Here is a 22,315-nt window from a genome sequence, read left to right as displayed (position 1 = left end):
CCGGGACCGGGTTCTCCAGTACGCCGCAGCCTATCGATTCAATCACTGACGTCTCGGAGTACTGGATCGCCCGGTCAAGCCGGGCGATGACAGCGGTGGATGTCGCTCCAGCGGTGGCATGCGGATGGTCCTTGAAAAACCTGGCGCAACGAACGATGTTCGGCTGCCTTCAACCGCAACCGTCGCATGGTTTGATGACCCTTGCCGCAACCGAGCTCGCCTTTCGCGCTGCCAGCGTCGCGCTGCTGCTGGTGCTGGCGGCGTCATTGCTCTCCGAGTTCCGCGATGTGCTCGCGGCCCGGCTCGGCGCCGCCTTCGCGCTCGGTTCGGCGGCGCATGCCGCGAGCTATTCCATCGGCGTGTCGTCGCTCGTTCCGATCTGGCACGCGCCGCTGATTGCACTGTCGACCGGCAACATCGTCGTGTTCTGGCTGTTCACACGCGCGCTGTTCGACGACGCCTTTCGGTTGCGCTGGTGGCACGGTTTGATCTGGGCCGCCGTGACCGCCTTCAGCTTCGTCGGGTGTCTCTGGATCGCGCCCGGCGGCAACGCGCGGTTCTCCGTGACGGTAGTGAACCTGATCGTGCTCGGTTTCATCGCACTCGCAGTGGCGCAGACGATCCGATCGTGGTCCGCCGATCTGGTCGAGCATCGCCGCCGCGTGCGCGTCTTCATCGTCTGCTCCGCCGCGCTCTATGGCGGGTTGAATGCGGTGCTCCAGATCGTCGTTGCCTTCAGCGCGGGCGATGTCGCCAACACGATCAATACAGGGGTGCTCGCCTGCATCGTTGCAGCGAGTGCCTACGCGATGATGCGCGTCGATGGCGCCGACCTGTTTCCGGTAGCGGCCGAGCCCGCACCGGCGATCGCGCCGATTCAGCCCGTGGCCGAGGACGCCGACCAGAAACTCGTCGATGCCCTGATGCACCTGATGGCGGACGAGCGGATCTATCGCCAGGAGAACATCACCATCGGCGTGCTGGCGGGCCGGCTGAAGATCCCCGAATACAGGCTGCGCCGGCTGATCAACCAGCGGCTCGGCTATCGCAACTTCAATGTGTTCCTGAACAACCACCGCATCGAGGAAGCCAAGGCCGCGCTGGCCGATCCCGCCCAGGCCGAGGTCCCCGTCATCACCATCGCCATGGACGCCGGCTTCCAGTCGCTGGGACCGTTCAACCGGGCGTTCAAGGCGGTGACGGGCGTGACGCCGACGGAATACCGGCGGGTGAAGACGAGTGCGGCCTAGTTTCCAACCCATTCTAATCACACCGGAATTTCAGAATCGACCAGCTCCGCCCGATTTCAACCAGCGCATTTTTCAAATCCGGCGAGCATCCACCGTCCGCATCCCGCTTCCCTCCTTGGCATGCCCCCAGCCGGAGAAAGCCCGTGATCCGCCGCCGCAAGTTCGTCCTTCTCACCACCACTGTCGCCGCAGCCGGCCTCGCACTCGGCGCGGCCCGGGCCCGCGACGTGCCGAAGGTCGCGACCGGCTTCGTCGCCGGCATCCTGTGTGCCGAGACGTTCGTCTCCGGCCTCGATCCCGGGCGCAACTTCGCCGAGACCACCGACTCCATGCCCGGAGCGAGCCTGATCAGCTGGGCGATGGACTACAGAATCGACCGCGTCCGCAAGGATGTCACGGTGACGCTGTTCGGCCTCGGCAGCCGTGCCGTCTATCGCGAAGGCCTCGGCTGCACGCTCGAGCATGGCGATGGCATGACTGCCGTCGAGCCGCCGCCTGACGACAAACGGCCCGCATTGTTGCCCGAGATCGCCGGCTCCGTGATCGTGCCGCCGCAAAGCCCCTCGCTCGCCGCCGCGCTCGGCCGGGCCTTCGCCGAGCCCGCTCAGCCGCCTCACCGCCGCACCCGCGCCATCGTCGTGATGAAGGCCGGTCGCATCGTCGCCGAACGCTACGCCGACGGCAGCGGCCCCGAGACGCCGCTGCTCGGCTTCTCCATGACGAAATCGGTGATCTCGGCGTTGATCGGCGTGCTGGTGCGCCAGGGCAAGCTCAAGCTCGACGGCCCCGCGCCGGTCGCCGCCTGGAAAGATCCCGATGATCCGCGCCATGCCATCACAGTCGACCAGCTCTTACGTCACACCGCGGGCCTTGCGCTCGGTAGCTCGCTGCAGGCCTCGCTCGGCTCCGCCTTCGAGCCGGTCAACCGGATGAAATTCGTGGAGAAGGACATGGCCGCCTATGCCGAGAGCATGCCGCTCGCAACCGCGCCGGGCACGGCGTGGAATTATCACGACGGCAACACCCTCATCCTCTCGCATCTGATCCGCGATGCGGCCGGCGGCACACCGCAAGACGCGCTACGTTTTGCACGCCGCGAATTGTTCGCGCCGCTCGGCATGCGCCATGTCGTGCTCCAGCTCGACGGCGCCGGCACGATCGAAGGGTCGAGCGAGATGCTCGCCTCCGCGCGCGACTGGGCGCGCTTCGGCCAGCTCTATCTCGATGACGGCGTCGTCGGCGGCAAACGCATCTTGCCGAAAGGGTGGGTGACCTATTCGGCGACGGCCACGCCGAACGCGTGGGTCGGCATCGGCGCCGGCTTCTGGACCAACCAGGGCGACAGCTTTGGCGCAAATTTTCGCGTGGAGCACGGCTGGCCGCGCGATGCCTTCTTCGCCAAGGGCACGATCGGGCAGTACACCATCGTGATCCCGTCGGAGCAGCTGGTGATCGTGCGGCTCGGCCGCTCGCCGAACGGGCCGCCGGAGGCGGATGGCGTGTTCGATCTGGTACGCGATGTGGTTGCGGCAACGCGCGACAAGGGGAAAGTGGCGGGAGGGGGTTGAGACGTCTCTTACCCTCCCCTGGAGGGGGAGGGTTGACCGCGCGAAGCGCGAGCGGGGTGGGGTGACGGTCTCTCCGCGATGCGCAGTGCCCGAGTGGAGAGATCACCCCACCCCGTCGCACATTTCGCTACGCTCAATGTGCGCCGACCCTCCCCCTCCAGGCAGGGCTATCGCATTTGAGAGCTTTTCCCAGCGGCCATCCTTCGAGACGCCCGCTTTGGGCGGGCTCCTCAGGATGAGGGCGGAGTGCGCGGCAGCAATTTCAACGAGCACTGACGCTGATTAGCCTCATCCTGAGGAGGCGCGTCAGCGCCGTCTCGAAGGACGAGGCGTGCGCGCAGGCCGACGTCACAAGTCATATGCGATAGCCCTGCCCTGGAGGGGGAGGGTAACAGACGCGCTCTGCGCCGCTGCTCCTACCTCCCCAATTCCGTCGCCTTGGCGACGCGATCGAACCGCTCCAGCGTCATGATCGCGTCTGCAAACTTTTCCGCGCGTGCGTTCAGCACCGGGCGGGCCAGGGTCAGGAATTTCTGCTGCATCGCCTGCGTATCCGGGAACGAGGTCGGCTCGCCCGAGGGATCGGCGTAGAGCCGCTCGTGCACGCCATCATCCGTCGTGATGCTGACGCGCGCACCGAACGGATGGCTGCGGCCGATCTCGAGGCGATCGTCCTGCACCACGTCGAACCTGTCGGCGAGCGCGTCGATGGCGGCATCGCCCAGGCGGTTGTAATCGTCCCAGCCGAATGAGCCCTGGTCGAGCGCGAGCGCGCCGGTGAAGAACATCGAGAACTGGCCGCCGACGATCGAGCGCGGGTGCCGCTTGGTGGCGGCGTCGCCGGTCAGCGTGATGCCGTTGCGGTGCAGGCCGATCTCGACACGCTTGACCTGGTCCGGTGTGAGATTGTGCTCGCGCCGCATCGCGATCAGCGCGTCGATCGCGGCATGGGTATAGCGACAGCTCGGATACGGCTTCACGCCGATCTTCATCGTCTCATAGGTCTTGCCGAGGTCGGCTACCGCCTTATCTGGATGCGCATCGTCGGTGTAGCCGGCGAGCAGGCCGTGCTTGCCCTCGACCGACTCGGTCGCGCCGACGAAATCGTTGCGCGCCAGCGTCGCGGCGATCACGCCGTTCATCGCGGCGGCGCCGACCTGGTAGCGCTTGTTCCAGGCGCCGTTGACCAGGAATTGCAGTGAGCCCGCGGCCTGGCTGCCGGAGACGCCGAATGCGGCGATCAGCTGCTTCTCGGACAGGCCGAACAGCTTGCCGGCCGCCGCAGCCGCGCCATAGGTGCCGGCGGTCGCGGTCGGGTGGAAGCCGCGCGCATAATGCGAAGTCGGATCGAGCGCATTGCCGAGCCGGCAGCAGACCTCGTAACCGGCAACAATCGCCGTCAGCACGTCGCGGCCCGACGCGCCGACCATCTCGCCGACGGCGAAGGCGGCCGGCACCACCGGTGCGCTCGGATGCAGCGAGGAATCGGCGTGGGTGTCGTCGAAATCGAGGGAGTGGCCGAGCGCGCCGTTGAGCAGCGCCGCGACCGCCGGCGTCCAGGTCTTGGCATCGCCGAACACGGTGGACTCGCCCCTGGTGTCGAGCGCCAGCGCCTCCAGCATCTTCAGCATCGACGGGGTCGATTCCGCCTCGCGCCGCGCCCGGATTGCGCTGCCGAGGAAGTCCAGCGTCAGTACTTTGGCGCGCTCCAGCACCTCCGCCGGAATATCCTGGTATTTCAGATTGAAGACATAGGCGGCGAGCGTTGCGGTTTCGTGAGCCATCGTGTTTCCTCGTTTTGGCGCGCAAGTTAGGCGGGCTGATTTGGCCTTTCAAGCGGCCTTGCGGGGGCGGGGATCAGCCATGCTTTTGCTTAGGCGAAGACGATCGGGATATTCCGTATGACGCGCGCAAGGCAGCTGTTCGAGCGGGTTCGAGCGCGGCGGACGCAATTGGGGCTGGCGATCCGGGTCACCGTCGCCGCGACCGCGGCCTATGCGATCGCGACTGCCCTGCATCTGTTGTTGCCGCTCTGGGCGGTGCTGACCTCGCTGATCGTGACCCAGATGAGCGTCGGCCGCTCGCTGAAGGCGACGCGCGACTACATGCTCGGCACCATCGGCGGCGCGATCTATGGCGGCGCCATCGCCATCCTGATTCCCTATTCCAGCGAGGCGGGCCTGCTCGGCCTGCTGGTCCTCTCCGTCGCCCCGCTCGCCTTCATCGCCGCGATCAATCCGAGCCTCAGCGCCGCCACGGTCACCGCCGTGATCGTGCTCCTGGTTCCGACCATACATCACTCCGATCCCATGACCTCGGCGATCGACCGCGTCAGCGAGGTCGGCGTCGGCGCGGTCACGGGATTGCTGGTCTCGTTCCTGGTGCTGCCCTCGCGCGCGGTGCGGCAGATCCGCGCCAGCGCGGCGACTTTGCTCGAGCTGATCGCGGATGCCTTCACCGAGCTGCTCGCCGGCCTCACGCGCGGCCGCGACAACGACGCGCTGCACCGGATCCAGGACGGCATCGGCACCGCGATGGTCAACCTGAATGCGATCGGCTCCGAAGCCGAGCGCGAGCGCGCTGCGCGGCTGTCGAGCGGTCCCGACACCGGCCCGTTGTTGCGAACGATCCTGCGGCTGCGCCATGACGTCGTGATGATCGGCCGCGCTACGGTGGTGCCGCTGCCGGTCGAGGTGCAGATGCGGCTGGCAGCTCCGCTGACGGAAGTGTCGACCGCGATCGCGCGCTTCCTGCGCGCGGCCGCTAGTGCCTTGCGCGAGGGCGCCGGCGCGCCGCCGATCCATCCGGTGCATGTCGCGCTCCAGCACTACGCCGAGGCGGTCGCGTCCGTCCGGCAGGACGGCCTGCTCCGCGGCCACCCCAGCGATACCGCCGAGCGCTTCTTCGCGCTCGGCTTCTCCTTGGAGCAGATGCACCAGAATCTCTGCGACCTCGACCGCGTCGTCGGCGAATGGTCGGAGGCCTCGGCCGACAAGTCCGCGCGCGTTGCGGAGTGAGTTGAACGCATCCTCGTGGACTCGTTTCGACAGCAATGCATAGGTCGCGCGGTTCAGCCGTGATCGCTGCCTGCGTCTTCTGACGCTGCACGCGCCGGGTTCCATCGGGTCATGTTGCTGACGCAATCTCTGTCTTAATCGGCGAGAAGCTAAACACGACGTGAGGACCACTCCGGTTCACACGACGGTTCCGTAGCCAGGGGTTGGCTCGAATCCGCAAGACGATTGGCGCAAGTTGATGAACGCTGCTGCGTTCGCTTGACCATTTTTGCGGTTCTGGAACCGGACAATCTAAAAAATCACAGGACTTATGATGCTATTCCGCTCGAGCGCCGCAATTTGCGGCGCCCTGCTTGCGCTCGCCATTTCCGTTGCCGTTGCTCGAAGTGAAACGCGTGGGGATCACTCAAGTACCGTCGTCGATGCCGCCTCCGGCGATGCGATCGTGGGCGCGGCGTCCACCTACAATCCGTTCAAGCCCGGCAAGGAGGAGGGCGGTCCGAAGACGGCCTCCGGCGAGCGTTATGATCCCTCTGCCTGGACGGCTGCCATCAAGACGAGTCTGCGCCGGAAATTTGGTGGGGTCGAATTTGGCGCGAGGCCGAAATATGCTCTCGTCGAGGCCGTGGGCAAGAAGGTCATCGTCAAGATAAACGACGTGGGGCCGCTCCGACCTGGCCGCATCATCGACCTCAATGAGCGGACGATGCGCCATTTCGATCCGAGCATGGATCTCGGTGTCATTCCAGACGTGAAAGTCAGTCCGCTCGCAGGGGACAATTGGACCCCAGGGCCGGTGGGCTGAACACGGGCGTGTTTATCAACGTCGGCCCGCACAGTTCATCGGGCCGTTGCCACGATGCGTCCCATCATGTTGCGGACCACGAGCTTGTGGAAGGGCATGATCAGCGCAAGATAGGTCCGGCCGAGCAGGTTGTGCGTGCGCACCAGCGTCGTCGAGGTCACCCGGCGGCTCGCGGCATTGCCTGAAACGTCGACCACGATGCGGAAATCGAGGTGCGAATCATCGAAGCCTGCGACCAGCTGCTCCGGTGTCTCGCTCAGCACCGGAAACAGGCCGATCATGCCGCGTGGGGCCGGCGCGCCTTCGCCGGATGTCTTCAGCCCGAACGGCCTCACCAGAATGTTGCGCAGGCGCAGCAGCACATCGATCCAGCGCGGGCCGTGCAGCACCATCCTGGTGCAGGCTTCGCGCGCATCGACAGTCGCCGCGCCGATCTCGACGCGAAACGCATCGATGAACTGCGCGCCTGCCAGCACCGCGTCGGCGTCGACATTGGGGGTGACTTCGCGGACCCTTCCCTTCATTCCGCCAATCTGCGCGCCAGCATCCGGAAGCGCAAGATCAACAGGGCGGCATAGACGAACGTGCCGATCGAGAACCCGATCCAGACGCCGACCGCGCCCAGCCCTGTGTGGAAGGCAAGCACCCAGGCGACGGGAAAGGCGACGCACCAATATCCGATCGCGGCGAACAGCAGCGTCATTCGGGTGTCATTGATGCCGCGCAACGCGCCGCCCACGATGGTCTGGAGGCCGTCGGCGATGAAGAAGCTCGCGCCCACCAGCAGCAGCGTTGCCGTCAGCTCGACCGTTGCTGCGCTTTCGCTGCCGCCGCCGAAAAACAGCCGGCCGAGCTGATAGCGACCGATCACGATGCCGATCGTCAGCGCGGAGACCAGCGCGACGCCGAGCACGGCTGCGACGAGCCCTGCGCGTTTCACCGCCGCCGGATCCTTGCGGCCGAAGGCATGTCCGACCCGCACCGTCGCCGCCATGCCGATGCCGAGCGGCACCATGAACAGCACGGCGGTGACCTGGAGCGCGATCTGATGCGCGGCAATCGCGGCGGTCGAGATCAGTCCCATCAGCAGCGCCGCCGAGGAGAACAGGCCATATTCCAACAGCAGGGAAAACGAGATCGGCGCGCCGATCGCGATCAGCTGGCGCATCAACGGCCAGTCCATCCGCCAGAGGCGGGCGAGCGGATGATAGTTCGCAAACGGCTCGCGCAGCCCGGCGATCGCGAGCGCGGCGAGGAAGGTGCCGAGATTGACCAGCGTGGTCGCGAGCCCCGCGCCGAACAGGCCGAGTTCCGGCAGGCCGAACAGGCCGTGGATCAGGGCATAGACCAATGCGGCATTCACCGGGATCGCCGCCAGTGTGATCCACAGCGGCGCCTGCGGCCGGTTTACGGCGCTCATCATGCCGCGCAGCGCTATGAATCCGAGCGCCGGTGCGATGCCCCAGGCGAGGCCGTTCAGGTAGTGCTGCGCCAGCGCGGCCGCTCGGGGCATTTGACCGAGCGCGAGCAAAATCTGCTCGCCATAAAGCGGCGAGGCCATCATCGGCAGCGAGATCAGCAGCGCGGCCCACAAACCGACGCGCAACGAGCGGCGAATGCGCCTGACGTCGCCGGCGCCGAATGCCTGCGCCGCCAGCGGCGACACTGCGGACGTCAATCCGAGCCCGAACGTGAAGCTGACGAAATAGACCGTATGCGCCAGCGCCGCCGCGGCCACTGCCTCCTCGCCGAGCCGCCCGATCATCGCGAGATCGGTTGTGATCATCGCGATCTGCCCGAGCTGGGTCAGCATCATCGGCACGGCAAGGCGCAGCGTCTCGACGAATTCTTCGGCAACATGATTCGGCGGAACACCGGCATGCGGCTGCGCATGATGTTGGACGGTGTCGAGCATGGCGGCTCATAGCACAGCCACGCGACGAAAACATGGCCCGTGTCTCTTCTCCCTCTCCCGTTCTTACGGGGAGAGGGTTGGGATGAGGGGCTGTCCGCAGAAAAGCTGGTAGTTGGACTCGTGGAGAGTCCCCCTTCACCCGGATTGCGATGCAATCCGGCCTCTCCCCGCAGGCGGGGAGAGGCGAAAATCAGCTCTTCCTTTCAGGCACGCGCTTGATCCTGGCACCCAGCGCGTTCAGCCGCTCCTCGATGCGCTCATAGCCGCGCTCGATCTGGTCGGCGTTGTTGATAGTCGAAGTGCCCTCGGCGCACACGGCCGCGAGCAGCATCGCCATGCCGGCGCGGATGTCGGGCGATGTCATCGTCGCGCCGTGCAGGCGGCTGGGGCCGGCGATGATGGCGCGGTGCGGGTCGCACAGCACGATGCGCGCGCCCATCGCGATCAGCTTGTCGACGAAGAACATCCTGGATTCGAACATCTTCTCGAACATCAGGATCACGCCCTCGCATTGCGTGGCGGTGACGATCGCGATCGACATCAAGTCGGCCGGAAAGGCCGGCCAGGGCTGGTCCTCGAGCTTGGGCACATGGCCGCCAAAGTCGTCCTGGATCTTCAATGTCTGGTTGGAGGGCACGATGAGGTCGTCGCCCTCGATCCGGCAGACGATGCCGAGCCGCTCGAATCCCATGCGGATCGAGCGCAGATGCTCGACGCCGGCGCGCGTGATGCGCAACGGAGAGCGCGTCACGGCGGCGAGCCCGATCAGCGAGCCGACCTCGATATGGTCCGGCTGGATCCGGTACGTCGTCCCGCCGAGCGTCGCTTGACCATGGATGATCATGGTGTTGGTGCCGATGCCTTCGATCCTGGCGCCGAGCGCGACCAGGAAATTGGCGAGGTCCTGCACATGCGGCTCGGAGGCCGCGTTGCGCAAATAGGTGACGCCGTCGGCGGCGACCGCTGCGACCAGCGCATTCTCGGTCGCAGTGACGCTCGGCTCGTCCAGGAACACGTCCGCGCCCGCGAGCTTGGGCGCGCGGAATTCGAGCCGGTCGGTCGCGGTGACCTTCGCGCCGAGTTGCTCCAGCGCGAGCACATGCGTATCCAATCGCCGGCGGCCGATGACGTCGCCGCCGGGCGGCGGCAGCATCACCTCGCCGCAGCGGGCGAGCAGGGGCCCGGCGAGCAGGATCGAGGCGCGGATACGCACGCACAGCTCGGGGTCGAGGTCGGCGGCGCGGATGCTCTTGGCGTGGATGTGAAGCGTGTTGCGTGCGGACCATTCCGCCGACGCGCCGACCGAGCGGACCAGCTCGACCAGCGTCTCGGTGTCGCGGATCCGGGGCACGTTCTCCAGCACGACCGGATGCTCGGTCAGCAGCGCGGCGGCGATGATCGGCAGCGCCGAATTCTTGTTGCCGGACGGCTCGATCGAGCCCGAGAGCCGGTGACCGCCCTCGACGATGTATTGGATGGGCGCCACGGGGTTCTCGCTGTCCTGTTGGGTGGGCTGTTTCGGGCGGAAACTACAGAGATTTGAGCGCGGGAGCAATTGTGCTGGGCAGTGGTTCGTGGCCGGTCCGTGAGCCCAGGCGAGGCTGCTAATCCCTCCTGGTGAGGAGCGCGGAACGCGCGTCTCGAACCATGCAGGCCCCTGTGTCGCCCGTGGCCATCCTTCGAGACGCCCGCTTTCGCGGGCACCTCAGGATGAGGACGGGAGCTTGTGGCAAGCGGTCCTCAGAACAGCCCGATGATATTCCCGATCACGTAGAGGATCGCGATCAGGATCAGAACCCCCATCATGAAGAAGGAGATTTCGATGGCGATGGCGCCGGTGCCGAGTGTGGCGGCGACAGCGGCAAGGAGCCGTTCCTCCCGGAAGATCAGGGAAAGCACCGAAAGCAGGATGGCGAGCAGGCCGAGCGAGATTGCTGTAACCGATGCGGTTTCACTCCAGCTTCGTCCAGCCGATTTCTCAGGCCTCGGAGCCTGATACTCCACGCCCTTCACCTTCGCGACGATGCGGTCCTTGATGCGATGTCCGGTGTCGACGATCACCTTGTCCGCCGGCGGCGGCGGAAACACGATCGGCACGACCCAATGCGGCAGCACCGCCGCCATCAACGCCAGCACGCCGACGATGCTGCCGATGATGCCGAGGCGGCGTGAGGGCGCGGCGGAGCTGGTCGTTGCAGAGGCGATCATGGCGCGACACTTCCCGGCCGGAATTGGCCTTGCGGGGTCATGCCGATTCGTCGCGATGGCGGGTGGGGAGGTTCAGGGGCGGTGTTGGCGCGGAGGTGGTGCGCTCCCTCCCCCGCCTGCGGGGGAGGGCGGGGGAGAGGGTGTCTCCGCAATGGGACAATCCCCTAGAAGAGAAAGCCCTCACCCGCCACGCTCTGCGAGCGTGTCGACCTCTCTCGCAAGCGGGAGAGGTGCAGCGAGTGCTTGGCTGGCACCGAGAGCTACGAGCTTGAGAGGCGATCAAATATCGATCGTCGCGCTCAGCGAATGTTCCTGGATGAAGTCGCGGCGGGGCTCGACGACGTCGCCCATCAGCTTGGTGAAGATGTCGTCGGCTTCGTCGACCTCCTTGACCTTCACCTGCAGCAGCGAGCGCGCCTCGGTGTCCAGCGTCGTTTCCCAGAGCTGCTCCGGGTTCATCTCGCCGAGGCCTTTGTAGCGCTGCAGCGTGATGCCCTTGCGGCCCGCGTCGGTCACGGCTTCGAACAGGTCGACCGGACCGTGGACCACGTGCTCGTTGTCCTTGCGCCGCAGCTTGCCGGAGCGGGCGTAAACGTCCTGGAGCTTCGTCGTGTACTCGTCGAGCTTACGGGCCTCGGCCGAGCCGAGCAGTGCATCGTCGATGACGGCGGCTTCCTTGACGCCGCGCACGGTGCGCTCGAACAGGAAGCCCTGGCCCTCGACGAATTGTCCGACCCAGCCGCGCTCGACCTCCTCGGCCTGGTTGTCCAGCCGGCTCGCGATATATTGCGCCGCGGCTGCCGCCTTCTCGGGATCGCCGTAGATTTCCTTGTTCAGCACGCCGGTGATGGCGGCCTGCTCGACCACCTTGCGGTTATAGCGGCTGTGAAGGTTGCGCAGGATGCTGCGGACCACGCGGGCGTCGTCGACCAGCGCGCGCAGATCGCGCCCGGAACGGTCGCCGCCGGTACCGGGGATATAAACGCAGTCGTCGAGGCCAGCGTCGATCAGATAATCTTCCAGCGCCCGCTCGTCCTTCAGATATTGCTCGGACTTGCCGCGTGAGACCTTATAGAGCGGCGGCTGGGCGATGTAGAGATAGCCGCCATCGATGATGTCGCGCATCTGCCGGTAGAAGAACGTCAGCAGCAGCGTGCGGATGTGAGCGCCGTCGACGTCGGCGTCCGTCATCACGATGATCTTGTGATAGCGCAGCTTCTCGACCGAGAACTCGTCGCTGATGCCGGTGCCGAGCGCGGTGATCAGCGTGCCGATCTGCTCGCTCGACAGCATCTTGTCGGGACGCACGCGCTCGACGTTCAGGATCTTGCCGCGGAGCGGCAAGACGGCCTGGAACTCGCGGTTGCGGCCCTGCTTGGCGCTGCCGCCTGCCGAGTCGCCCTCGACGATGAACAGTTCCGACTTGGCCGGATCCTTTTCCTGGCAGTCGGCGAGCTTGCCCGGCAGCGAGGAGACCGAGAGCGGGCTCTTGCGCGTCAGCTCGCGTGCTTTTCGCGCAGCTTCACGGGCCGCCGCGGCCTGGATCACCTTGCCGACGATCATCTTGGCCTCGCTCGGGTGCTCCTCGAACCAGGCCTGGAGCGCCTCGTTGAGGACGTTCTCGACCACGGGGCGCACTTCCGAGGACACCAGCTTGTCCTTGGTCTGCGACGAGAATTTCGGGTCGGGCACCTTCACGGACAGCACGGCCGTCAAGCCTTCGCGGCAATCGTCGCCGGTCAGCGCGATCTTTTCCTTTTTCGCATTGGCCTCGGCATAGCCGTTGACCTGGCGCGTCAGCGCGCCGCGGAAGCCGGCGAGATGGGTGCCGCCGTCACGCTGCGGGATGTTGTTGGTGAAGCACAGCACGTTCTCGTGGTAGCTGTCGTTCCACCACAGCGCCGCCTCGACGCCGATGCCGTTGGCTTCCGAGCGCACCATGATCGGCGCCGGCACCAGCGCCTTCTTGTTGCGGTCGAGATATTTGACGAACTCCTCGACGCCGCCGGAATAGTGCATCTCCTCGCGCTTCTCGACCGCGTGGCGCATGTCGGAGAGCACGATGTTGACGCCGGAATTGAGGAAGGCGAGCTCGCGCAGCCGGTGCTCGAGCGTGGCGAAGTCGTATTCGACGTTCTTGAAGGTCTCGGTCGAGGCCAGGAACGTCACCTCGGTGCCGCGCTTGCCCGGGGCATCGCCGACGACCTTCAGCGGTGCGACGGCATCGCCATGGGCGAACTCGATATAGTGCTCCTTGTTGTCGCGCCAGATGCGCAAGCCGAGCTTGCTCGACAGCGCGTTGACGACGGAGACGCCGACGCCGTGCAGGCCGCCGGAAACCTTGTAGGAGTTCTGGTCGAACTTACCGCCGGCGTGCAGCTGGGTCATGATGACCTCGGCTGCCGAAATGCCTTCGCCCTTGTGGATGTCGACGGGAATGCCGCGCCCGTCGTCGCGCACGGTGACGGAATTGTCCGCGTTGAGGATCACCTCGACGCGCGTGGCATGGCCCGCGAGGGCTTCGTCGATGGCGTTGTCGACGACCTCGTAGACCATGTGGTGCAGGCCCGAGCCGTCGTCGGTGTCGCCGATATACATGCCCGGGCGCTTGCGGACGGCGTCGAGACCCTTGAGCACGCGGATCGATTCCGCACCGTATTCGCTCGGATTGGAGGGCTCGTTTTCGGCAGCGTGCTGCCGAGCAGGTTCTGTCATGAGAGGCCTTCGAGATGTCGCCCGAATCAGCGGCGCAAAAGGCGCTGATTTGCGAGGCTATTTGTGCCACGAAAGACCGCTTGCGCCTAGCGCAAAGTATCTCCCGGCAACCCTTTGAGCAGATAGGGTTTTTCGGCGAGTTTTCAAGGCTTTTGCAGGGCGTTTTCGGGCGCTGCAAAAAGCCCGATTCGAGCGCCTGCTTGGGGCCTCGAAGGGCGTGGATTTGCGGGGTCGCGGAGGCCTGTTCCGAGGCGCCGAGCGCCCGGAAACAGCCGTCGGGCTCAGTAGATCTGGTCCGGCTTCTTATCGTCGTCCCCCAAACTGAGGGACCAGGCCTCGCCGGCAGCCACGGTGATGGTGTCGGTGTGCACCCGATGGCCCGACACCAGCAGCGCGTAGGAATACGTGCCGGGCGGCAGATCCAGCGTTTGTGGATGGTTGACGCCGCCTGCGATCTCGATGGTCTGGCCGTTGATCGCGAGCGAGGCCACATCAGGTACAAGATAACCGAAGATCAGCCGCGCGTGTCCTGCTATCGGCAGGAAGTTGGCCTTGGCCGCGACCTCGGTATTTCGCTGCACGAGGTCGACCGTGGTCTCGCTTTTGGCGCGGTCGAGCGTCAGCGTGCCCGGCCCCTTCGGGGAGGCGAAGACGAGCCGCGCGCGACCGGCGACCACCATCGCGCCATCAGGCCTCTCCTGCCAGCCGCGCTTTCCGAGTTCTCTGCGGTAGAAGGCCAGGACGTCGTTGAGCTCTGCGGGTACATGGGCCTTGAGCTCGAGCCGGAACGGAACATCGATACCGGACGCGCGCATGGTGCTGAAGCTTGCGTGACTGGCTCGCGTCGGCACCGGCATGTCGGCGTGGGAATCTGCTGCGGTAAGGGGCTCCTGCGAGCAGCATGCAAGCGTGAGGCCGCACATCAACAGCCACCACCGTGCCGGGACCTTCGTCCCGCGCCTTGCCGTCGTCATGCCCGCTCTCCACGAATACCGCGATCTTCGCGCGACGCAGCGGCTGCGACAGGGTCGCCGCCGCCTCTCGACGACTAGTCGCCCCACGAACCGGACCGGTTCAACCAGGCCGATACGCCCGCGGACATGAGATCAATACATCTGCAGCGGCAGCACGTCGCCGCTCGGGCCCACCAGGAGGCCCCAGGCCTCGCCGGCGGCAACGGTCAGGGTCTCGGTGCGGTGCGGCCGTCCGGACATGCGCAGCGCGTATTGGTACTTCCCGGGCGGCAGGTCGAGCATCGGGCCTTTCGGTGATTGCGGGCCGCCGGCGCCGGCTGCGATCTTCACGGTTTGCTTGTTGATGGTCAGCGACGCCTCGCTCGGTCCCATATTGCCGAGCATGAGCCTCGCCTGTCCCGCCTTCGGCATGATGTCGGCCTTGACCGCGGCATCCGCATTCTTCTGCGCCAGATTGACAATGGTCTCGCCCTTGGCGCGGCCAAGCTTGAGCACGGCGGGACCTTGCGGCGAGATGAATTCGATCTGCGCGCGTTCTGCGGACGCGGCCGCGCCGGTCTTTTCCTGCCAGCCGAGCTTTGCAAGCTCCGCACGGTAGAAGGCGAGGACCTCGTCGAGCGACGCAGGGATGCTGGCCTCCAGCTCGCGGCGGAACGGCGTCTCGCTGCCCGGCATCTTCGAGGTGGCGAGCGATTTCGACGAACGCTGCGTCGGCACCGGCAGCGGGGATTCGGGATCCGGCTTGAGCGGCTCGGCGGATTTGGCCTGCACTTCGGGGACGGCCGCCGCCTTGGCTGCGGCCATCACCAGGCCCGATCCGCTGGCGCTCACATTCACCTTCGGTCCCATCTGCATCATTGTCATCGAGATCGACTTGCCGCCCTTGGCGAATTCCATCACCGCCATGTTGGGCTGGTTGATGACGGAAGGCTGCTCCTTCCAGCCGGCGGGCTTGAGCGATGCGCGATAGAACGCGGTGAGCGCCTTGACGCTCGATGTGGAGGAGAATTCGAGATGGCCGTCGCCGCCTTCGAACTTCACGCCCTCTGCGCTCTCGGGCAGCGGCACTGGCGTGTTGCTGTCGGCGAGCGCACGGAGCGGCGCATCGGACAGGGAGGCGGCCTGCGCCTTGCGCCTCGCCTCGTCAGCGGCGATGAGCTGCTGAGCCGCACCCAGCGCATCGCCGAGAAACTTCTCGTCGGCCTCCTTCCTCGCCTTGGCGCGGGCGGCGAGCGCGGATTCCTTCACCTGCGCGGTCAGGCTGACCATGGTGAGATCATACTTGCGGCCGAGCCGCAGCACACCGGTTTCATCGGTGCTGGAGATCTTGATCGCCACCTCGTCGCCGGGCGCGAGCGGCGCGCTGCCATTCTCCTGCCAGCCGCGTGCGGCGAGCTCGCGCTGGTAGAAGGCGAGCACGGCGGGCAGCTCGGCCATCGCCGCGGCCGAGATCTCGCGCTTGTTGGAGCTGGCGCTGCCGAGGCTCCGCGCAGATTTGGTCGGCTTGGGTCGCGGCAGGCCGGCCATCTCGCTGTCGGCCTCGAGCACCTCCGGCAGCGCGAACGGCGCGACCCGGATCTCGACATTGGTCCTTCCGTCGTCGCGGCGGGTCAGCGTCAGCATCACCGGCTTCTGCTTGGTGAAGCCGGTCTCCTCGCTATCAGGGTGCGCGTAATAGGCGCGCAGACCGTTGGGAACGGTCTCGTCCAGGCTGCTGGTCCAGCGCGCGGCGGTCTCCGGTGTAAGCTTTTGCCAACCGATCGCAGCCATCTCGCGGCCAAAGAAATCCGACGTCGCATCGAACGCGGTGGGCGCGATGCAGCCGAGATAAGGCCTCGTGCCATCGAACATGATGTCGGTCGCGCCATCGGGGAACGGCACGTTGCCGTAAATCCGGTCGGAGGAGTAGGTGACCACGGATTGATCGGGGCGGCCGAGGGCTTGCGTGAAATGAACCGACAGGCCCTGACGTCCCTTCTTGAAATTCAGCGTCGTGCTCTTTTCGTCGAGCGGCCGCACATAGGGCACCCAGCCGTCGGCGCCGAGGAGCTTTTTCAACGCCGGCGCCGTCACCGCTTCCGCCGTCGGCATGCGATATTCGAGGCGCCAGGATTCGGACCGCGAGGTGTCCTCCACCGCGCCCTCGAGCTTGGGCAGCGCGTGGACGTCGACGATACCCCCGTCGGCGGCAGCCGCGATTCCGCAGCTCGCTACCAGGGCAAGGCCGCAGGCCAGCAGCCGCCATCGTGCCGGGACTTGCGTCCCGCGCGGGATCATCGACATCGTCAAGCTCCTGGATTGGCGCGGGGTCGTCATGCCCGCGCAATTGCAGGCGACGCCCCCATCGGCGCGGCCTCAGACCAGAAGTCGCGGCAGGAACCGGCCAGGTTCAACAGCCATGGCCGAACAGGGGCTCAGTACAGCTGGAGCGGTGGCCACGCCTCGCCGTCGCGCCCGACCGTGAGCTCCCAGCTATCGCCGGCTGCGACCGCGAGCATGTTCGTTCTGGCCGGACGGCCCGGCACGGCCAGTCCGTAGGTGTATGTGCCGGGCACGAGGTCCAGGGCGACGGCGTTGGCGCCGGCGGGGCGCGGGATGGTGCGCTGGTTGATCGTGAGCACGGCTTCGTTCTCGCCGATATTGCTGAACACCAGCTTGGCCTGGCCGGGGTCAGGCAGGACGTTGGCGCGGGTCGCGGCCTGCGCATTCTTTTGCACAAGCTGTACCGCGGTGCTGCCCTCCTTGCGATCGAGCTCCAGCGCTGCCGGCCCGATCGGGGAGACGAAGGCGAGGCGCGCGTGATCGGCGCTGACCACCGCGACATCCTGCTGCTCCTGCCAGCCGAGCTTTCCAAGCTCGGTCCGATAGAACGCGAGCACGTCACCGAGCGCCGCGGGCACGCGCGCCTCTAACCTGGTCCGGAGCGGCGCTTCGATACCGGGCATCACGGTGGTGTGGATCCCCCGATAGAGGTAGCGGGTCGGCGCGGGGAGCCTCGCCGCGGGATCCAGCGTCAGCGCGGCCGAGAACAGCGGCGGCAGGTTCGATACGAAGGCGCCGGCGCTTGCCGCGAGCAGGCAGCTTGCGAGGAGAGCAAGGCCGCACGCAATGAGTTGCCATCGTGCCGGAGCTTGCGCCCCACGCCCCACGCTCGCCATGCTCATGCTCCAAGAATATCGCGAAGGATATCGCGCCAGTCTGAAATCCTGCGCGATGGCCGCCTCTTGCAGCCACAAGCAGCTAGTCGTGGCCGCAAACGAGCGGGTTCAATGCGGCGGCCTAGCTGCGGGCCGAGACTCGTCCGCTCTCGACGTCAAACACTTCGCTCCCTGCGCCGATCTCGGCGAAGGCGGCGGGATCCGCACCGGTCAGCCACACCTGCGCGCCGAGCTTCTTCAGCTCGTCGAACAGCGCCGCCCGGCGGTTCGGATCGAGATGCGCAACCACCTCGTCGAGCAGCAGCAGCGGCACGATGCCGGTCATCTCGGCGACCAGGCTCGCATGCGCCAGCACGAGGCCGATCAGCAGCGCTTTCTGCTCGCCGGTCGAGGCATCGCGCGCCGGCATGCTCTTCGGCGCATAGACGACCTCGAGGTCGGTGAGATGCGGGCCGTCGGTGGTACGGCCGGCGATCGCATCGCGCGGGCGGTTGTCGCGCAGGATCTGGCGGTAGCGGTCCTCGACCGAGGTCGCGGTCTCCGTCAGCAGCGCATTCTCCATCCAGCCGTCGAGCGCGATTTGCGCCGAGGGGAAGGCGGATTGTTGCGCGCGGGCGTTGAGCATGCCGGTGAGCCTTGCCGCGGTCTGGCCGCGCGTGGCCGCCACCGCGACCGCAAGCTCGGCGGTCTCGCGCTCGATCGCGTCGCACCAATGGTCGTCGTAATTGCGCGTCTCCAGCAGGCGGTTGCGCGAACGCAAGGAACGCTCGAGCGCGTTGATCCGGCTGGAATGCTCGCTGTCGATGGCGAGCACGAGGCGGTCGAAGAAGCGCCGGCGCTCCGATGCCGCGCCCATGAACAGCCCGTCCATCGCCGGCGTCAGCCACACCATGCGGATATGATCGCCGAAGGCGCTCGCCGAACCCACCGGCTCGCGGTCGATGCGGCAGCGCCGGCTCACCGCGGCGTCCGCGCGCGGCGCATCGATGCCGGTGCCGAGCGTGGCCAGCCCCAGCGCGCCCTCGACCTGCGCCGACACCGCCCAGGAGCCGTCGCCCTGGTTGTCGGCGACATCCTCCAGGGTCGCCCGGCGCAGGCCGCGGCCCGGCGACAGGAACGAGATCGCCTCGATGCAATTGGTCTTGCCCGCCCCGTTCGGCCCGACCAGCGCCACCAGGTCAGCCGCCGTCTCGAGCCCCGCCGCCCGGTAATTGCGGAAATGCGTCAGCGTCAGGCGATGAATGCGGGAGGAGGTCATCGGTTCTTTGTCATGGACGCGATTCTTCCCCTCTCCCCCTGTGGGAGAGGGTGGCGCCTCACGAAGTGAGGCGACGGGTGAGGGGTATCTTACCGCCCGGCAAGCTTTGCAAGGATATCCTCCAACACAGAGGTGGGCTGTTGCAGCACGTCATTGTTCCAGTAGCGCGCGATCGAAAACCCCTCTGCGGATAGCGCGGCTTCGCGAACTGCGTCACGCCGCGATTCCACGTGCTGGCTCCCGTCGATCTCGATCACCAGACGCTTCTCGAAACAGACGAAATCGAGAATGAAATTCTTGAACGGCACCTGCCGGCGGAACTTGAACGCGGACAGCGGCGATCCCTCAGCAAGCGCCACATCGCAGCTTCAGCATCCGTCGGCTCATGTCGCATGTTCTTCGCGAATTGGCGGAGATGTTTGGACACGGGCCGATGGGACGGATCCTGCGGCACTAACCCCTCACCCCACCGAGTCTGTGTCCTCCAGCGGAGCTGCCCTCTCCCACAAGGGGAGAGGGCACAGCAACCTGCATCCTGCTTGTTTTGACGGCTGTCGCTTCACCCTCTCCCCTTGTGGGAGAGGGTGGCTTCGCGCAGCGAAGCCGGGTGAGGGGTTGTCTCCACACAGTAGGTGTCGCGAGAGGAAGGCCACGCCCCTCACACCCGCATCGGCATCAGCACATACAGCGCGCTCTTGTCGTCGCGGTCCTGCACCAGTGTCGGCGAGCCGGGGTCGGCGAGGCGGAGCGTTGCGACGTCGCCTTCGATCTGGGCGGCGATGTCGAGCAGATAACGGGAATTGAAGCCGATATCGAGCGCGTCGGAGGCGTATTCGACCTCGAGCTCTTCGGTCGCGCTGCCGGAATCCGGGTTGGTCACCGACAGCACCAGCTTGCCCGCCGACAGCGACAGCTTGACCGCGCGGCCGCGCTCGCTCGAAATGGTCGAGACGCGGTCGACCGCGTTCTCGAAATCCTTCTTGTCGACGACGAGCTCCTTGTCGTTGCCTTGCGGAATGACGCGGCCGTAATCGGGGAAGGTGCCGTCGATCAGTTTCGAGGTCAGCACGACGTTGCCGATGGTGAAGCGGATCTTGGCCTGCGATAGCTCGATCGTCATCTCGGCCTCGGTGTCCTCGATCAGGCGCTGCACCTCGCCGACCGTCTTGCGCGGCACGATCACGCCGGGCATGCCCTCGGCGCCCTTGGGCTGCACCAGGTCGAGCTGGGCGAGGCGGTGGCCGTCGGTCGCGACACCGCGCAAGGTGGCGGCCTTGGCCGTGCCGGCGGCATGCAGATAGATGCCGTTGAGGTAATAGCGCGTCTCTTCGGTGGAGATCGCGAACTGCGTGCGGTCGATCAGCCGCTTGACGTCCTTGGCGGCGAGCGAGAACGAGTGCGACATGTCGCCGGCGGCCAGATCGGGGAAATCGTTCTCCGGCAGCGTCTGCAGCGTGAAGCGCGAGCGGCCGGCGCGGATTGCCAGCACGGCGCGGTCGCCGTCGGCCTCCAGCACGATCTGCGAGCCGTCCGGCAGCTTGCGCACGATGTCGTAGAACATGTGCGCCGGCACGGTGGTGGAGCCCGCGGTTGCGGTTTCCGCCGGCAGCGTCTCGGTCACCTCGAGGTCGAGGTCGGTCGCCTTCAGCGACAATTTCGCGTTCTCGGCGCGCACCAGCACGTTGCCGAGGATCGGGATCGTGTTGCGGCGCTCGACCACGCGGTGGACATGGCCCAGCGACTTCAGCAATTGCGCGCGTTCGACCGTAACCTTCATTGCACTACTCGCCCGATCCCTTAGGAAAACACAGCGTTGAGAAGGGCCGGGCGGCGGGACGCGCGCCACGGCACCGAAGACCCCGACAAGCCGGATCATTCCCGCCGATATGACCAAAGCCGTCAGGGTCGCGCAAGGTGCCGCGGATGCCCCGCGGATTCAAGGGAGCGGGGCCAGTTCCCCACGATTTACCGCCCCAAAACGAAGACCGCCGCCCAGGCAAGCCGGGGCGGCGGGAGCGGGGCGGGAGCCCTAGGCCTTTATTCCTGAAGCTGGCGCTTCAGCGACTCCACTTCCTCGGACAGCGCGGTGTCCTTGGAGACCAGCGCCTCGATCTTGCGCACCGCGTGCAGCACCGTGGTGTGGTCGCGTCCGCCGAAGCGGCGGCCGATCTCGGGCAGCGAGCGCAGGGTCAGCGTCTTGGCGAGATACATCGCCACCTGGCGCGGGCGCACCACGTTGGCGGTGCGGCGCGAGGACAGCAAGTCCGAGCGGCTGACATTATACTGCCGTGCCACCACGCGCTGGATGTCCTCGATCTTGATCCGCTTGGGCTCCTGCGGCCGCACCAGGTCGCGCACCTCGTGCTCGGCCATCTCCAGCGTCACCGGCCGGTTGTTGAGCTTGGAATGCGCGAGCAGGCGGTTGATGGCGCCTTCGAGGTCGCGGCCGTTATGGGTGATGGTGCGCGCCAGATAATGCAGCACCTCCTCGGGCACCTCGAACGTGGCGTGATGGGCGCGGGCCGCCGCGACGCGCGACTTCAGGATGCCGTGGCGCAGCTCCTCGCCGAGCGAGCCCATCTCGACCACGAGCCCGCCGGCAAGCCGCGAGCGGACGCGGTCATCCAGGCTCTCGAGATCGGACGGCGGACGGTCGGCCGCGATCACGACCTGGCGGCCGGCGTCGATCAGCGCGTTCAGCGTGTGACAGAACTCGGCCTGGGTCGACTTGCCCTGCAGGAACTGGAGATCGTCGATCACCAGCACGTCGATGCCGCGCAGCGCTTCCTTGAAGGCCAGCGCCGTCTGCGTCTTCAGCGCGGCGACGAAGCCGTACATGAATTTTTCGGCCGTGAGATACAGCACCTTGCGCTCGTTGCCGGAATTGCCGGCCCAAGTCACGGCCTGCAAGAGATGCGTCTTGCCGAGGCCGACGCCGGCGTGGATGTAGAGCGGGTTGAACATCACGGGATCGCCGCGACGCCCTTCGGCGACTTGGCGCGCGGCCGCATGGGCCAGCGTGTTGGAGCGGCCGACGACGAAGCTCGCAAAGGTCAGGCGCGGATCGAGCGGCGAGCCGCCGAGCGCGTCGTGATTGGCCGAGACCGGCGCGGTCGCCGTCGAGCGCAATTCCGGCGTCGGCGCGCGGCGCGCCTCGACCGGCGCGGGCGCTTCCTTCGGCTGCGCCGTCGGACGCACGGCGGACCGCACCGTGAGGTCGATGCGATGCACTTCCGGCATCTCGGCCTGCCAGCACGACAGCACGCGCTCGGCATAATGGGCCTGGATCCAGCTCTTCAGGAAGCGCGTCGGCACCGAGAGCCGCACGCTCTCGTCCTGCACGCCTTCCAGATCCATGCGTGCAAACCAGCTCGTGTACACGTCCTCGCCAACACTCGAGCGCAGCCGACCCTTCACGCGTGACCAGCGATCCTGTTCCATTGTCAT

Annotated in this window: 16 protein-coding genes and 1 pseudogene; 4 read left to right on the top strand and 13 right to left on the bottom strand. The window is 66.4% G+C overall.

The features are described 5' to 3' along the window. Positions 1-194 precede the first annotated feature (194 nt). Positions 195-1,250, top strand: a complete 1,056-nt coding sequence (locus N2604_RS00085) for a helix-turn-helix domain-containing protein (protein WP_260373272.1) — start codon at positions 195-197, stop codon at positions 1,248-1,250. A gap of 143 nt (positions 1,251-1,393) precedes the next feature. Further along, the gene (locus N2604_RS00080; protein ID WP_260373271.1) at positions 1,394-2,818 is read left to right on the top strand and encodes a serine hydrolase; all 1,425 of its coding nucleotides are present in this window, start codon (positions 1,394-1,396) and stop codon (positions 2,816-2,818) included. A gap of 416 nt (positions 2,819-3,234) precedes the next feature. Here the strand turns inward: N2604_RS00080 and N2604_RS00075 are convergent, their stop codons facing one another. Beyond that, complete coding sequence (locus tag N2604_RS00075; RefSeq protein ID WP_260373270.1) at positions 3,235-4,602, bottom strand: MmgE/PrpD family protein; 1,368 nt, start codon at positions 4,600-4,602, stop codon at positions 3,235-3,237. A gap of 117 nt (positions 4,603-4,719) precedes the next feature. Between N2604_RS00075 and N2604_RS00070 the strand changes: the two genes are divergently transcribed. Both N2604_RS00070 and N2604_RS00065 read left to right on the top strand, forming a co-directional pair. Beyond that, positions 4,720-5,835 (top strand): aromatic acid exporter family protein, encoded by a 1,116-nt coding sequence (locus N2604_RS00070; protein ID WP_260373269.1) that lies wholly within the window; start codon positions 4,720-4,722, stop codon positions 5,833-5,835. Positions 5,836-6,145: 310 nt separating this feature from the next. Further along, positions 6,146-6,640, top strand: a complete 495-nt coding sequence (locus N2604_RS00065) for a septal ring lytic transglycosylase RlpA family protein (RefSeq protein ID WP_311739783.1) — start codon at positions 6,146-6,148, stop codon at positions 6,638-6,640. 35 nt (positions 6,641-6,675) lie between these two features. Here N2604_RS00065 and N2604_RS00060 read toward each other — a convergent pair whose 3' ends face one another. From N2604_RS00060 to dnaA, 12 genes and pseudogenes are all read right to left on the bottom strand, one after another. Beyond that, on the bottom strand, positions 6,676-7,164 hold the full coding sequence (locus N2604_RS00060) for a DUF2867 domain-containing protein (RefSeq protein ID WP_260373267.1): 489 nt from the start codon (positions 7,162-7,164) through the stop codon (positions 6,676-6,678). Then, the gene (locus N2604_RS00055) at positions 7,161-8,555 is read right to left on the bottom strand and encodes an MATE family efflux transporter (protein WP_260373266.1); all 1,395 of its coding nucleotides are present in this window, start codon (positions 8,553-8,555) and stop codon (positions 7,161-7,163) included. The genes N2604_RS00060 and N2604_RS00055 overlap by 4 nt, the downstream gene beginning before the upstream one ends. A gap of 190 nt (positions 8,556-8,745) precedes the next feature. Beyond that, positions 8,746-10,041, bottom strand: a complete 1,296-nt coding sequence (murA, locus tag N2604_RS00050; RefSeq protein WP_260373265.1) for a UDP-N-acetylglucosamine 1-carboxyvinyltransferase — start codon at positions 10,039-10,041, stop codon at positions 8,746-8,748. A gap of 254 nt (positions 10,042-10,295) precedes the next feature. Continuing rightward, positions 10,296-10,763: a hypothetical protein gene (locus tag N2604_RS00045; protein ID WP_260373264.1), complete on the bottom strand. Its 468-nt coding sequence runs from the start codon at positions 10,761-10,763 to the stop codon at positions 10,296-10,298. Between the two features lie 279 nt (positions 10,764-11,042). Then, positions 11,043-13,478 carry a DNA topoisomerase (ATP-hydrolyzing) subunit B gene (gyrB, locus tag N2604_RS00040; protein ID WP_260373263.1) on the bottom strand — a complete coding sequence of 812 codons (2,436 nt, stop codon included), beginning with the start codon at positions 13,476-13,478 and terminating at the stop codon, positions 11,043-11,045. Between the two features lie 281 nt (positions 13,479-13,759). Continuing rightward, the gene (locus N2604_RS00035; RefSeq protein ID WP_260373262.1) at positions 13,760-14,452 is read right to left on the bottom strand and encodes a hypothetical protein; all 693 of its coding nucleotides are present in this window, start codon (positions 14,450-14,452) and stop codon (positions 13,760-13,762) included. A gap of 132 nt (positions 14,453-14,584) precedes the next feature. Further along, the gene (locus N2604_RS00030) at positions 14,585-16,735 is read right to left on the bottom strand and encodes a hypothetical protein (protein ID WP_260373261.1); all 2,151 of its coding nucleotides are present in this window, start codon (positions 16,733-16,735) and stop codon (positions 14,585-14,587) included. Between the two features lie 131 nt (positions 16,736-16,866). Further along, a complete protein-coding gene (locus N2604_RS00025) occupies positions 16,867-17,610 on the bottom strand; it encodes a hypothetical protein (protein WP_260373260.1) in 744 nt (247 codons plus the stop codon). 121 nt (positions 17,611-17,731) lie between these two features. Further along, positions 17,732-18,868, bottom strand: a complete 1,137-nt coding sequence (gene recF / locus N2604_RS00020; protein ID WP_260373259.1) for a DNA replication/repair protein RecF — start codon at positions 18,866-18,868, stop codon at positions 17,732-17,734. An 89-nt stretch (positions 18,869-18,957) separates the two neighbouring features. Next, positions 18,958-19,322: pseudogene (locus N2604_RS00015) on the bottom strand (endonuclease domain-containing protein). Between the two features lie 204 nt (positions 19,323-19,526). Next, on the bottom strand, positions 19,527-20,645 hold the full coding sequence (dnaN, locus tag N2604_RS00010) for a DNA polymerase III subunit beta (protein WP_091898217.1): 1,119 nt from the start codon (positions 20,643-20,645) through the stop codon (positions 19,527-19,529). A gap of 260 nt (positions 20,646-20,905) precedes the next feature. After that, positions 20,906-22,315, bottom strand: a complete 1,410-nt coding sequence (dnaA, locus tag N2604_RS00005; RefSeq protein WP_172787963.1) for a chromosomal replication initiator protein DnaA — start codon at positions 22,313-22,315, stop codon at positions 20,906-20,908.

The organism is Bradyrhizobium sp. CB1015 (assembly GCF_025200925.1).
Classification (GTDB): Bacteria; Pseudomonadota; Alphaproteobacteria; order Rhizobiales; family Xanthobacteraceae; genus Bradyrhizobium.
Note: the sequence above shows the minus strand (reverse complement) of the source record. Positions and strands in the feature narration are given on the sequence as shown.

What these genes read in the sequence shown, in the direction of transcription:
- N2604_RS00055 (WP_260373266.1), bottom strand. Translation starts at nt 8,555, where the DNA reads ATGCTCGACACCGTCCAACATCATGCGCAGCCGCATGCCGGTGTTCCG.
- gyrB (WP_260373263.1), bottom strand. Translation starts at nt 13,478, where the DNA reads ATGACAGAACCTGCTCGGCAGCACGCTGCCGAAAACGAGCCCTCCAAT.
- N2604_RS00045 (WP_260373264.1), bottom strand. Translation starts at nt 10,763, where the DNA reads ATGATCGCCTCTGCAACGACCAGCTCCGCCGCGCCCTCACGCCGCCTC.
- N2604_RS00085 (WP_260373272.1), top strand. Translation starts at nt 195, where the DNA reads ATGACCCTTGCCGCAACCGAGCTCGCCTTTCGCGCTGCCAGCGTCGCG.
- dnaN (WP_091898217.1), bottom strand. Translation starts at nt 20,645, where the DNA reads ATGAAGGTTACGGTCGAACGCGCGCAATTGCTGAAGTCGCTGGGCCAT.
- N2604_RS00075 (WP_260373270.1), bottom strand. Translation starts at nt 4,602, where the DNA reads ATGGCTCACGAAACCGCAACGCTCGCCGCCTATGTCTTCAATCTGAAA.
- N2604_RS00065 (WP_311739783.1), top strand. Translation starts at nt 6,146, where the DNA reads ATGATGCTATTCCGCTCGAGCGCCGCAATTTGCGGCGCCCTGCTTGCG.
- N2604_RS00070 (WP_260373269.1), top strand. Translation starts at nt 4,720, where the DNA reads ATGACGCGCGCAAGGCAGCTGTTCGAGCGGGTTCGAGCGCGGCGGACG.
- dnaA (WP_172787963.1), bottom strand. Translation starts at nt 22,315, where the DNA reads ATGACAATGGAACAGGATCGCTGGTCACGCGTGAAGGGTCGGCTGCGC.
- N2604_RS00035 (WP_260373262.1), bottom strand. Translation starts at nt 14,452, where the DNA reads ATGACGACGGCAAGGCGCGGGACGAAGGTCCCGGCACGGTGGTGGCTG.
- N2604_RS00025 (WP_260373260.1), bottom strand. Translation starts at nt 17,610, where the DNA reads ATGGCGAGCGTGGGGCGTGGGGCGCAAGCTCCGGCACGATGGCAACTC.
- N2604_RS00030 (WP_260373261.1), bottom strand. Translation starts at nt 16,735, where the DNA reads ATGTCGATGATCCCGCGCGGGACGCAAGTCCCGGCACGATGGCGGCTG.
- recF (WP_260373259.1), bottom strand. Translation starts at nt 18,868, where the DNA reads ATGACCTCCTCCCGCATTCATCGCCTGACGCTGACGCATTTCCGCAAT.
- N2604_RS00060 (WP_260373267.1), bottom strand. Translation starts at nt 7,164, where the DNA reads ATGAAGGGAAGGGTCCGCGAAGTCACCCCCAATGTCGACGCCGACGCG.